Consider the following 12,991-nt stretch of genomic DNA (forward strand, 5'->3'; position numbering starts at 1 on the left):
GCTTCCAATGTTACGCATCAGTGGGTTGATAAAACTGACAAATTCCCTGCACGAGGAATTTTTCCGCTGCTCCCGCCTGGAAGGCAAAGAATACCAGGCGGCCATCCAATCCAGTAGGGACGATATTCTCGCTCTGACAACCAGCATACACAAGAAATTATCGGCTTACGATTCGCCCCTTAACCAACTGACCAGCCCGGCGCGCCAGGCCTATTTATGGCTGGCTTATCTCGTCGAAGAAGACCACCTCGAACAGCACTGCCGGTCGTTGGCTCGCGCAGCGCGAGCCTTTCAAACCGCCCTGCCCCGCAAGCAAAATTTTGATATTCGCTTTTACAACTGCAAATATACCTATTCCATCCATCACAATTCACAAAGCGTCCATGCGACCCTGCATGAAGGCTTCATTTACGCCCCTGATTCTGTCTTCAATGAAATCGTAAAAACGTTAAAAAAGAATGCCAGCGCGAAAAATAATCCGGTCATCAAAGCGTTCATTGCTACCCGCCCATTTCAAAATTGCTACACGCAATTAAATCCATCCCTCAAACCCAAAAAGATCCATATCCAGGGCGCGTTTCACGACCTGAACGCCAGTTTTGAACGCGTGAACCGGAAATATTTCAATAACAAGCTGGAAAAACCCACACTCACCTGGTCAGCGCGCAGAACCTACCGCACAATGGGATGTTATGATGTTACAAAAGATATCCTGACTGTCTCAAGATCACTGGATCACCAGACCGTATCTTTGCACACTTTGGATTTCATCATGTACCACGAGCTGCTGCACAAGTACTTTGGCACAAAATCAGTTAATGGTCGGCACATCTCACACTCTGCCCGTTTCAGGGAAGCCGAAAAGAGTTTTGAGCATTTTCAACAGGCCGCCCAGGAATTGCAGCGAATTTCGCAAGAAGAGAAAAAACGCCAATCCAGACGCTGAGGTGGATTAACTTGCCAGCTTATGGCATAATCATTCACTGGAATCAAACCAGTTTATAGGTGAACTTATGTGGGAAGAACCCGTCGACCCTGAGGAAATTACCCAACCCGTCAACATCCATAATTCGGTAACGCGTGCAATCCCCACGCCGCCGCCAGCTTTGCAAATACCCGCATCGACTTACCCGCCTTCCCCGCAGCCGCAACCAGGGCAAGCTCAACCGATTCCCCGACCGGTCTACATACAGCCACCCACGCCGGCGGCAGCGCTTCCCGCCCGGCCGTCAGCGGCGTCAAAGTCATCCAATAAGAGAAAATTGGGGCCGTTGGGCTGCCTGCTGACAGGTTTCCTGCTGCTTGCGCTTTTGTACTTAATCGCCCCGATTCGAACCAATATCTTGCTGCTGGGTGTCGATCGCACTCCCGATGGAACCGCGCTGGGCCGAACTGACACCATGATCCTGGTCTCCGTCAATCCGTTGCTGCCCACTGTTAACTGGCTTTCCATTCCTCGCGACCTCTGGGTTGCCATCCCAGGCTACGGTGAAAACCGCATCAACACGGCTCACTTCTTTGCCGAAGCCGAAACGCCCGGCAGCGGACCCACCCTTTCCAGGCGAACCATTGAACAAAATTTTGGAATCCGTGTGCCCTACTATATCCGGATACAGTTTGATGGCTTCAAAAACGTGGTCAACGCCATGGGCGGTGTAACCGTTCGGTTGGATGAACCCATGGCCGGCTACCCGGTTGGCAGCCATCACCTCGACGCCGATCAGTCGCTGGCGTTTGTGCGCGACCGCAAAGGAGCGGATGACTTCTTCCGCATGAAAAACACACAGGTATTTCTGAAATCCGCCATCCTTCAGGGCATTTCCCCTGCTTCCTGGCCGCGTTACCCCGCGATTTTTAGCGCGGTTTTTCAAGCAATCAAAACCAATCTTCCTGTCTGGGAATGGCCGCGGATTAGCCTCGCTCTAATTCGCGCCTCGGTCACCGGTATGAATACGCAAACAATCACGCGAGAGATGGTTACTCCCTGGACAACATCAGAAGGTGCCAACGTTTTATTGCCAGATTACGGCCAAATCAACGCTTTGATGAAAGAAATGTTTTCGTCTGGATTCAGCCTAGATAGTATATTGCCTTAACGCTACTATCACTTCTATCTGGTTTTAATGTACAATCATTCCAGGTCTATACACTTTTTCTGCACCCAAGGAGGAGCACTATGCTAGTCGGAAACCGAATGTCTCATCCTGTCATCACTGTCTATCCAGATACGCTTCTACAAGATGCTCTGGACTTAATGCATAAAGAAAAAATTCGCCGCCTCCCGGTCGTTGATCACCGTGGAAAATTAATTGGTATCGTTTCTGAACGAGTCCTTCTCAAAGCCTACCCATCGGATGCGACCAGTTTATCCGTCTGGGAAATGCGTTCCATCATGAAAAAAGTAACCATTGAAGAGTTTCTGACTCGTGAGGTGATCACCGTTACCGAAGACACCCCCCTGGAAGAAGCCGCACGCATCATGACCGACAATCACATCTCCGGTTTGCCGGTGATGCGCGACGATAAATTAGTCGGCTTCATCACCGAGACAGACCTTTTCAAAATCTTCCTCGAAGTGATGGGCGCGCGCGATCCGGGTGTCCGCATCACAGCAGAGGTAACCCGGCAGCCTGGCGTGCTGGCCTCGATTACAAAAGCCATTCATGAGCTGGGGGGAGACATCATGGCCCTAGGCACATTTATGGGTGAAAGCGCAGACACGGGTGAAATCCTGGTTAAGGTGGATTGCGTTGATCCCAAACAAGCCGTTGAAGCCATAAAGCCATTTGTCGTCAAAGTTATCGACGTGCGCGGTGTGTCATCCAAAAGAGATTAATCAAATTAGCACAGAACAAACAATTTCGGGGGCGGCCTTTTGCCGCCCCCGATGCTTGTTATTTGTCTTTATCCTCTATCTTTCTCAACCGCGCCAGATCCAGGCTTTCTACAGCATGCCGTAAATGAGGAATGACGATGCTGCCCCCCACAATGAGCGCCACGTTGAAAGCGTCCACCAACTCTTCATCGCTCCAACCGGCATCCACGCACTGCAAAATGTGATAATCGATGCAATGGTTGCAGCGCAGCACCATCGAAGCGACCAGCCCCAAAAGCTCTTTCTCTTTACCGCTCAATGCGCCGTCTTTATACGCGCTCGAATCCAGGTTAAAGAAGCGCTTGATCCCCAGGCGATCAATTTGAGCAATGCGCTCATTCATCTGCTGCCGATACGATTCAAATTCCGCCAGCCGATCCGATTTGCTCATGGTCATTTCTCCATCACCACTGCTCTTCCCGCTTCAAACGCCTTTTTGTTTAGATCAGCAAATTTCGCGGGAACGCGTTGCAGAACTGCCTCCAACCACACATCCGCGTCCCCCGAGATCAAAGCCGAAAGGCTTCCCAACAAAACCACGTTAGCCGCTTTCGCGCTCCCCAGGCTGTCTGCCAGTTCAACACCCTTAACCCAGGTCTGACTTTGACTCCGCTGTCGCAGTTGGGAATAAAGAGCATCGTCTTTAGGGTATAGAGCTACTCCCGCGCTCACTGTCACTGGCGCGATAGAATAATCGTTCACAAGTAACAATCCCCCTGGCTGTAGGAACGGGAGAAATCGCAACGCTTCCAACTTCTCGAAAGCAATCAGCACGTCCGCCTCACCCACGCTGATAATGGGTGAAAACACCTGTCTGGCCCAAACAACATTCGAGACCACGCTTCCGCCTCGTTGAGACATCCCGTGGATTTCCGCCTTCTTCACATCATAACCGCATTTCAAGCCCACTTCAGCCAGAACGTCGCTGGCCAGAATGGTTCCCTGGCCGCCAACCCCTACCAGAAAAAAGCGGACAGGCTTTTCAGTCGCATCCAGTTTCTTTTTTTCCACGCTTTCCTGCCTTTACCCTTCAGTTAATGGTCTTGCAAGCTGACTGCGGAACAAAATTGCGTCACGCGGGCATACCTGGGCACAAATTTCACAACCGGTGCACAAAAACGGATCGATCTCTGCCAGCGGACGATTGTACTTTTCATCCATCTTGGATGATTTCAAAATTGCCGGGCAGCCGATGCGGAAACAAGCCGTACACCCATTGCATTTTTCTTCCACCACCTGCAGCGGAGTCCAGCGTTTGCGCGCCGAGGGAAGTAAAGCGCATTCTTCTCGCGTGATCAGAACAGCCGGCTCATCCATCTTCATCCATTCTTTCAAAGTGGATTCGATGGCTTTCACATCGTAACCTTCAATCGTTTTAACATGCTCGATTCCGCAAGCGCGCACCAGTGTCTCAATATTCAGCTGAACAGATGGTTTGTTTTGTAATGTTTTTCCGGTTCCCGGATTTTGCTGGTGACCTGTCATCCCCGTGATGCGGTTATCCATGATCACCGTGATGACATTAGATTGGTTATAGACCACATTGATCAACGCCGGAATACCGGTGTGAAAGAAAGTGGAATCCCCAATCACCGCCACATGCCGCTCAGCATCGCCAGCAACTGCAGCACCGTGGGCCACGCTAATGCTGGCGCCCATGCAACCAACGGTATGCATCGCGTTTAATGGCGGCGCAATTCCCAGCGTGTAGCAGCCAATATCACCATTTACAGGCACTTTTAGCTTGGAAAGAATATAGAATGTGCTGCGGTGCGGGCAGCCAGCGCACAGCGTGGGCGGGCGCGGTGGCAAATCGCCCAGTGCAATTTCGGGTACCGGTTCTGCTTCACCCGCTATCAGTCCGGCTTCTACCGCCGAAGCGCGCACAATTGAGGTATTAAGCTCACCAAAAACCGGAAAGATCGATTTTTGATCGGCTCGTTTGGGAGAAGAAAGGTTTTGAGGTTGGAAAAGCTCCACACCCAACAAGCGCACTTGTTGCTCAATAAAGGGATCCAGCTCTTCCAGCACTATTAATTTTTTCACACTCCTGGCAAAATCTTTAACCAACTTCACCGGCAGCGGATAAACCATCCCCAGCTTTAAAACGCTGGCATCCGGGAAAACTTCGCGCGCGTACTGGTAGGCAATTCCTCCAGTGATAATCCCAATCTCGGATGAGCGTTGTTCCACCCGGTTAAGTGGCGTAACTTCCGCGAATTGGGCTAACTCGTCCAGGCGATGTTCAATCACAACATGCCGCTTACGGGCATTCGCCGGAAGCATGCAGTACTTTGCCGGGTTCCGCGGATATTGAATAGGGGCGAGATCATGCTCATGTTGCGCATCCAAATCCACCGGAGTAGACGTATGGCATACCCGTGTTGTCAGCCGCAGCAGCACAGGGGTATCATACTGCTCGCTGATCTCAAACGCGGCCTTCATAAAGTCTTTGGCTTCCTGACTATCGGCCGGGTCCAGGCATGGGATTCTAGCAAAACGGGCGTACTGGCGGTTATCCTGTTCATTTTGAGATGAATGCATCGATGGGTCGTCCGCGCTGATATAGACCAGTCCCTTTTCGATACCTGTCATCGCTCCAAAAAATAACGCGTCAGCGGCCACATTGACGCCCACATGCTTCATGGTGCAAAAAGCCCGCCGTCCGGCGTAGGCTGCGCCAATAGCTACTTCCATTGCCACCTTTTCGTTGGGAGCCCATTCGGCATACACGCCCGGATAGGTCGCAAAGGTTTCCATAATTTCCGTACTGGGCGTGCCGGGATATCCAGAACCCACCCTGGCGCCGGCTTCCCATGCCCCCCTGGCAACCGCTTCATTACCAGATAAAAGCCTTTTTACCATCATCGTCCCTTTCACATTAACCAAGTATGATTCTTCCATCGAGCGCTAACGCGCCATGGCCCTGGTCAAACACCCTCAATGGGTTAATTTCCATTTCTTGAATTTGCGGGAAGTCTCGCGCAAGATCAGCCATCCTCATCACGATTTCCACAATCGCATCAACGTCAGCCGCGGTTTGTCCGCGCAAACCCGCCAGTAATTGGCCGGCTCGCGTGGAATCGATCATCTCCAAAACTTGGTCTCTGCTGGAGGGTGAGATACAAAAACCAACATCTTTGAACAATTCCACATAAATGCCGCCCAATCCAAACATCATCAACGGACCAAAGCTGGGGTCACGCTTCATCCCAATAATCACTTCTGACCCTTTGGTAGCCATTCGTTCGATCAAAACGCCTTCGATGTGAGCTTTTGGCATCTTACGTTGAACATCCTCAACCATTTCATAGAAAGCGGTCAGCACAGATTCTGGATCGGAAATATTCAATCGAATCCCGCCCATATCGGATTTGTGCAAGATATCGGGGGATACAATCTTCATTACCACTGGGAAACCCATTTTCTCCGCGATAGTAGCCGCCATGCTACCAGAACTGGCAAATTCACCTTCAATAACCGGAATGCCATAAGCCTTCAAGATTGGCCGGGTATCCGCCTCACCAACCGAAGACGAATGGTTGTTGCGCCCAAGCAGTTGACTGGCAATTTCGCGTTGGTATGCGGGCGCGATCCACGGTTCATCCGCCGGTTTGTTCTTCCAATCTTTATACCGCGACATCGCGCCCAGCACCGCCGCCGGGGTTTCTGGGAACACGTACATAGGAATATTATTCGCGTGCAGAATTTTTCGCGGTTCAGCGATACTCTCTTCGCCAAAAATCACCGAAAGCGATGTTTTTGGCTGGTTTTTACAGGCAGCCAGAATCGAATGGGCAATTTCTCGCGGGTCAACCAGGGAGGTGGGCACCAGGATGGTCAACACATTATCCACATTATCATCTTGCACCACAGCTTTCAGTGCGTTTTCATACTCATGCGGCTCAGCCCCGCCCAACATATCTACTGGATTAGCCACCTGAGCGCTTGGGTTGAGAATGGCGCGCAGTTTTTCCTTAGTTTCAATAGATAAATCTGCCAGTTCAAATGAGTGCGCCGACAACGCGTCCGAAGCCAGCGCAGCCGGCCCACCTGAATTGGTGATAATGGCCGTGTTCTTGCCCACCGGCAGTGGTTGTTTGTCAAAAGCCAGGGCCACATCAAACAGCTCCGAGACTGTATTAACCTCAATCACACCGCTTTGGGCAAAAGCTGCCTGGTAGGCGGCGTGCGAACCGGCAATGGAGCCGGTATGTGAGGAGACCGCACGGGCTCCCGCCTGCGAACGGCCAGCCTTTAAGAGAACCACTGGCTTTTTCTTGGACACCTCTTTTACCACCTCAACAAACCGCTGCCCGTCCTCAATGGCCTCAACATATCCCGCGATCACCTTCACATGCTCGTCTTCACCCAAGTAAGCGATCATGTCTGTTTCGGTTACGTCCAATTCGTTCCCCATGCTGATGAAATGCGAGAAACCAACTCCTTTTCCTTTCACGTAATCCACAACACCACCGCAAATCGCGCCAGATTGCGAAAGGAAGCCAATGCCGCCTTTGTCGGGAACGCCGCGAATGAAAGTGGTATTCAATCCGCTGTACAGGTCCATGGTTCCCACACAATTGGGTCCGATGATCCGGATACCATTTTCACGTGCAATAATAAGGCACTCTTCCTCAAGCGCCCTTCCCTCATCTCCCACCTCTTTAAACCCCCCGGAAATAATCGTAACCGCCTTAATCCCTCTTTGCGCGCAATCCCGCAAAACCTGCGGAGCAAAATTCGCTGGCAACACTACCACCGCCAGATCAACCGGGTCGGGAACCGATCGGATATCGGGAAAGCATTGAAGACCAAGAATCACGTCGCTTTTCGGGTTAACCGGGTAAATCTCCCCGCTGTAACCATACTGCTTAAGATTCTCCAAAATCCCATAGCTAAGTTTCGCTGGGTTGGAGCTGGCGCCGATCACTGCCACGCCAAGCGGATTAAAGAAAGGCCGCAAACTTTCGATCATTCATTTCCTCCGGGGTTGCTAATATTCAATTGCCAAAAAAATGCGATAGGATTGCATCTACCGAACTTCCGTAGCTCTCGCCAAACAAGTTCAAATGGTTAAGCAGATGGTAAAGGTTATAAATGGATTTTCGCTCAGCATATTGCGGATCTAATGGCCAGGCAGTTTGATACGCATCATAAAAGTCTCGAGAAAAACCGCCAAACAATTCTGTGAATGCCAAGTCCGCTTCCCGGTCGCCAAAAAAGATCGCCGGATCAATCAAATAGGGTTGGTCATTTATTCCCACAATAAAATTACCGCCCCACAAATCTCCATGCAAGAGGGAAGGTTGAATATCCCGGCCGCCCAGGAATTGATCCAGATGATCCATACCTTTTTCCAGCAAACGTTTCCGCTTGCCCGGCATGCGTCCCTGGCGGACCGCCAGATCAAACTGTGGTTTCAACCGGCAATCTCTGAAGAAGTCCACCCAACTTCCACTCCAGGTGTTCAATTGCGGGTTGCTGCCAATGTAATTGTCATACCATAGGCCAAATCGATTTCCATACTTCTCAGAAGTACAACGATGCAAAACAGCCAGCTGCTCGCCAAGCAAACGGTGATGATGCCCCACCCCTCCGCCAGCCGCCCCACCAACCCATTCCACTAAGAGGAACCCCGGCAAGGCGCCTTCTTTCTCGCCCCACGCGTATACCTTTGGAACATTCACACTGTGCGTGCTGGCGAGATAGGCGAGGCTTTCAGCTTCAATCTGAAACATCTTCGGAAAGGGGCGGGGATTCCATTTTACAAAATAGACGGCTTCTTCGGTATCCAACCTAGCGGACTGACTGATGCACCCACCTCCAACCCGCACAAGGCTCTTCCATGCAGAAAAATCCCCGCAGCGCTGCAAGGCTTCCCGAATTCTGTCTTCCAGCGGTACGGGGAAATCGCTCATAATCCATGCCTGGCGCGAATTTCATTTAGCAAACACTGGCAGCCATCGCGCACCAGATCGTATACCACATCAAAATTCTGCTCATAATAGGGGTCAGGCACGTCGAGCGGGTGCCCATTATCGCAATAGCTCAACAGCAGCCTGGACTCAACACCCAGTCTTTTTAGCGCGGCCGCGTTCTCCTGGTCCAAAGCGACCACATAATCCGCCTGACGAAGCGCTACAGAGTTAACCTGCTGAGCCCGTTTTTGCGGATCGAGATATACCTGATTTAACTTGAGAACCGCCTGGGTTCCCGAGTGCGGGCGTTCACCTGTATGCCAGCCGCCTGTTCCCCCAGAAGAAATTTCAAATTGCTCTTCGAGGCTGGCCTCTTTGACCAGGCTCTTAAAAACGGCCTCAGCCATCGGAGAACGGCAAATATTACCCAGGCACACAAATACAACTTTTATTTTTGGATTCTCCATCAGTTGAACCTTTAAGAATTAAGATGAAACAATTATAACAATAACCACCTCGTTTTTAGAATCAGAATCAAAAAACCCACGGCCTGTCTGAAGCTGGCCGTGGGCTGCCACTAGAACATGAGATTGTTGACCATTTCCAAGGTGTCTCTTGCCGGGCGGATCTCTTCCGGCTCCAGTCGATTAAGCGGTTTTTCAGTCAGTTTGAACATATCAAAGAAATTCGTCGGAGCTGGGTTAAAGTAGATCAACCCGGTAACCAGTTGATTCTTTCTTTCAGCCTCTTCCAACATGCGCAGTGCTTCCCAACGGTTGGTCGGATCATAATCTTCAGCCAGTTTACGCAGCAATATTTTGGAACCGTCATGCAGCTCAATTTCCCGGCAGGAACCCTGGTTAAAGTCCTCAATCATAATTTCTTCTTCCATGGGAACAAAGGAAAGGTCATGCAAGGGCACTTCATGCTTCTTTCCCCAGGTATAGGAATGCATATACATTTCCAAATTATGAAAGGTTACGCAAGGGCTGATGATGTCGATAACCGCCAATCCATTATGAACCAAGGAGGCCTTAATTAATTCTTTCACCTGCTTTGGGTCGCCGGCAAAAGACCTGGCAACAAAGGAGGCATTTCCAATCAAGGCTTCCATACAAATATCAACCGGAGAATATAGATTACGGCCTTGTTTCTTCAATTCAAGGTCCTTTTCGGCCGTTGCAGAAAACTGTCCCTTGGTTAACCCATACACGCCGTTATTTTCTACAATATAGACCATGGGCATGTTCCGGCGAATGATGTGCTTGAACTGCCCCATGCCGATACTGACGGTGTCTCCATCACCGCTCACACCGAGGCCCTTTAACCTTGTATCGCCAAACAAAGCCCCTTCAGCCAGAGACGGCATTCTTCCATGCAGCCCATTAAATCCAAAGCTGCGCCCCAGAAAATAGGTGGGGCTTTTGCTGGAGCAGCCAATACCGCTAAATTTAACAATCCGGGCCGGGTCAATACCCAACTCATAACACGCAGAAATGATTTGCGCCGAAACAGAATTATGCCCACAGCCCTGGCACAAAGTGGAAGGAAGTCCTTTATAATCCGAACGCTGCATGCCAATTGCGTTGACGCTTTTTTCAGTTAATATATCAGCCATTTATTTACCCTCCGCGCGAATGACCTGCTCTTTGATCCATTTAGCGGTCAGCGGCAAACCGTCTAAATGCGATAATTGGATAAACCGGGTCGCCAATTCAGGCATGTCCAACATGAGCAACTGCTTTAATTGACCGTCACGATTGAGTTCCACAACATATACCTTTTTATAGGCACGGGTAAAATCTGCGATTTTTTTCGAAAACGGGATAGAACGCACTCGTAAATAATCTGATGGAATGCCAACATCCTTAAGCAGCTTGCGTGCTTCCTGAATTGCAAACTCCGCGGAGCCCATGGATATGATGGCAATCTCAGATCCTTGCATGGTTTCGATGATTGGTCCAGGCAGCGCCTCCCGCGATGATTGATATTTCGCGTCCAGGCGGGTCATCAAATTTTGCCAATCCTCACCGGTTTCGCTGTAATTGGCAAATTCATCATGCCCGGTGCCGCGAGCGAAATACGCAGCCGCGGGATGCTGGTTGCCCATCACTGTCCGGTATGGAATATGATCGCCGTCAACATCCCAATATCGGCCCCATTTACCGTTCGTATCGATCATTTTCTGCAAATCGTCTTCCCATAAAATCTTTCCCCTGTCTATTGGTTCGTCTGGGTATTGAAATGGTTTCGACATCCACTGGTTCATTCCCATGTCAAGGTCACTCAAAACGATAACGGGAGTCTGATAGTGTTCAGCGATATCAAAAGCTCTCCAGCCAAGTTCAAAACACTCGTTGATTGAACCCGGAATCAAAATGATGAATTGACAATCACCGTGACTGTGGAAAAATGCTTGCGTGAGGTCGCCTTGCGCGGTCCGCGTGGGTAGCCCTGTGCTGGGGCCTACGCGCTGCACATCCCAAACCACCACCGGCACCTCCGAAAAATACGCCAATCCCAAATATTCAGACATCAAGCTCAATCCAGGGCCCGAGGTGGCCGTCATCGCGCGCAGACCGGCCCAGCCCGCTCCAATACTCATTCCTATGGCCGCCAGTTCATCCTCAGCTTGTACCACAGCATAGGTGCAGCGTTTTGTTTCTTTCTCTTTTCGCAAGAGCGGCAGGTATTCATGCAACGCTTCCGGCAAAGAGGATGCCGGTGTAATGGGGTACCAGGCCAAAAACTGCACGCCGCCGTAGATGGAACCCAGCGCAGCAGCGGTATTTCCATCGGACATAATGCAATCTTGGGTTCCATTCATGGGCTCAACAAAATAATGGTCCGTCTTGACCAGGTTATCTCGCGCCCAATCAACCGCCAATTGAATAATCGCCATATTCCCGTCAACCGCGGCCTGTTTCCCTTTGAAATGGAAATCGAGAGCCACGCGAATTTTTTCTAAGTCAATCCCCAACATTTGAGCCAGAATGCCAACATACACCATATTGGCAACATAATCGCGCATCTTTGGAGACACATTCGAATCTTTTGAAATCTGCTTGATTGGCATAGGATAGTAAGTTACATCAGCACGAGTGCGCGGTACCTGAATATCATCCGCATAAAAAAGAACGCCACCGGGAACAATGTAATCCAACTCTTTTTGAATGGTGGATGCATTCATAGCCACGACAATATCATCCTGTTCCACCCGCGCCAGCCAGCCCTCGCGGCTTAATCGCAGCGTGTACCAGGTTGGCAGTCCCTTAATATTGGAGGGAAATATATTTTTTCCGGAGACAGGTATCCCCATTTTGAACAACGCCCTCAGCAGCGTTGTGTTAGCCGTCTGGCTGCCGGACCCATTTACCGTACTGAAGGTGATGGAAAAATCATTGACAATGCGCTCGGCGGGCGTAGCCTGAAAAGGTTCAGTCTCATTCATTGGAGACATTTCGAATTTGCTCCTTTTAGATAGATTCATCACTCAAATTTTTGACGCGAGTCATCGTGCGGTCTTTGGTATAGAAGATTCATATGCTCAGTAAGCATTTTATAACCGCCAACCAGGTCACCTTTCTCCAGAGCACTGACAATCGACTGGTGATATTGCCATACAGCTTCCAGGTATGCCAGGTCAACAAAAGAATTCAATCCGGCCTGCTCATACATGTCCCAATACGCCTCGAGAAGCCCAAGCACAAACGGGTTCCTCAGACGCTTATATAACGTGATATGTAATTCACGGTGTTCCCATTGCGGAATCTGCGGCGGCCGGCTGCGGAGTTTCTCCATCGCTCGATCGACCAGTTGGTTTAGATAATGAATATCCTCGCCGGTAACCTGCGCAGCCACTTCATACCAGTAAGCCGCCTCTATTTTTTTTCGTAGATCAGAAAAATCCCGGAATAATTCCGGGTTTACTTCAATAGCATAATTGAGACTGATGTGAATGGCGTCTGAAAAATTATAGGGCAGCGGCTTAATACCCGTTCGTGGCTTGACCTCAACTAGCTTCAGTGCTCTGGCTACTTCCAACTGCTCCCGCACACTGGCGGTGCTTACACCCATCTCCTGGCTTAATTCAGACAGAGTGGGCAGTCGCTGGGAATCCTGGCGCACATGCATTGCCAGATAGCTCAAAAAATTGGATAGGGATGGCTGTGATGCGGGTTGTTTTTTTATCATT

Annotated in this window: 12 protein-coding genes; 3 read left to right on the plus strand and 9 right to left on the minus strand. The window is 50.3% G+C overall.

Translation table 11 applies throughout. The features are described 5' to 3' along the window. The first annotated feature begins 7 nt into the window (after nucleotides 1-7). The 3 genes from ADN00_RS00750 to ADN00_RS00760 all read left to right on the plus strand — a co-directional run bounded on the left by ADN00_RS00750 (nucleotide 8) and on the right by ADN00_RS00760 (nucleotide 2,836). Complete coding sequence (locus ADN00_RS00750; protein WP_075061036.1) at nucleotides 8-946, plus strand: hypothetical protein; 939 nt, start codon at nucleotides 8-10, stop codon at nucleotides 944-946. A gap of 67 nt (nucleotides 947-1,013) precedes the next feature. Then, entirely contained in the window at nucleotides 1,014-2,096 is a 1,083-nt protein-coding gene (locus ADN00_RS00755) for an LCP family protein (RefSeq protein WP_082389774.1), read from the plus strand. An 80-nt stretch (nucleotides 2,097-2,176) separates the two neighbouring features. Continuing rightward, complete coding sequence (locus ADN00_RS00760) at nucleotides 2,177-2,836, plus strand: CBS domain-containing protein (protein WP_075061038.1); 660 nt, start codon at nucleotides 2,177-2,179, stop codon at nucleotides 2,834-2,836. Nucleotides 2,837-2,894: 58 nt separating this feature from the next. Here the strand turns inward: ADN00_RS00760 and ADN00_RS00765 are convergent, their stop codons facing one another. The 9 genes from ADN00_RS00765 to ADN00_RS00805 form a co-directional block, all read right to left on the minus strand. Further along, the gene (locus tag ADN00_RS00765) at nucleotides 2,895-3,266 is read right to left on the minus strand and encodes a carboxymuconolactone decarboxylase family protein (RefSeq protein WP_075061039.1); all 372 of its coding nucleotides are present in this window, start codon (nucleotides 3,264-3,266) and stop codon (nucleotides 2,895-2,897) included. A 2-nt stretch (nucleotides 3,267-3,268) separates the two neighbouring features. Beyond that, entirely contained in the window at nucleotides 3,269-3,886 is a 618-nt protein-coding gene (locus ADN00_RS00770; RefSeq protein ID WP_201781124.1) for an indolepyruvate oxidoreductase subunit beta, read from the minus strand. Nucleotides 3,887-3,898: 12 nt separating this feature from the next. Continuing rightward, entirely contained in the window at nucleotides 3,899-5,740 is a 1,842-nt protein-coding gene (gene iorA / locus ADN00_RS00775; protein WP_082389782.1) for an indolepyruvate ferredoxin oxidoreductase subunit alpha, read from the minus strand. 16 nt (nucleotides 5,741-5,756) lie between these two features. Then, nucleotides 5,757-7,853: an acetate--CoA ligase family protein gene (locus ADN00_RS00780; protein WP_075061041.1), complete on the minus strand. Its 2,097-nt coding sequence runs from the start codon at nucleotides 7,851-7,853 to the stop codon at nucleotides 5,757-5,759. A 25-nt stretch (nucleotides 7,854-7,878) separates the two neighbouring features. Then, entirely contained in the window at nucleotides 7,879-8,796 is a 918-nt protein-coding gene (locus ADN00_RS00785; protein ID WP_075061042.1) for a fructosamine kinase family protein, read from the minus strand. Further along, nucleotides 8,793-9,263, minus strand: a complete 471-nt coding sequence (locus ADN00_RS00790) for a low molecular weight protein-tyrosine-phosphatase (RefSeq protein WP_075061043.1) — start codon at nucleotides 9,261-9,263, stop codon at nucleotides 8,793-8,795. The genes ADN00_RS00785 and ADN00_RS00790 overlap by 4 nt, the downstream gene beginning before the upstream one ends. Nucleotides 9,264-9,373: 110 nt before the next feature. Then, the gene (locus ADN00_RS00795) at nucleotides 9,374-10,414 is read right to left on the minus strand and encodes a 2-oxoacid:ferredoxin oxidoreductase subunit beta (RefSeq protein ID WP_075061044.1); all 1,041 of its coding nucleotides are present in this window, start codon (nucleotides 10,412-10,414) and stop codon (nucleotides 9,374-9,376) included. Next, nucleotides 10,415-12,286 (minus strand): 2-oxoacid:acceptor oxidoreductase subunit alpha, encoded by a 1,872-nt coding sequence (locus ADN00_RS00800; RefSeq protein WP_407944708.1) that lies wholly within the window; start codon nucleotides 12,284-12,286, stop codon nucleotides 10,415-10,417. It lies immediately after the preceding gene. After that, nucleotides 12,286-12,990: a FadR/GntR family transcriptional regulator gene (locus ADN00_RS00805; RefSeq protein WP_075061045.1), complete on the minus strand. Its 705-nt coding sequence runs from the start codon at nucleotides 12,988-12,990 to the stop codon at nucleotides 12,286-12,288. Before ADN00_RS00805 ends, ADN00_RS00800 begins: the two co-directional genes overlap by 1 nt. Nucleotide 12,991 lies beyond the last annotated feature (1 nt).

The sequence above is a fragment of the Ornatilinea apprima genome, from assembly GCF_001306115.1.
Lineage (GTDB): Bacteria > Chloroflexota > Anaerolineae > Anaerolineales > Anaerolineaceae > Ornatilinea > Ornatilinea apprima.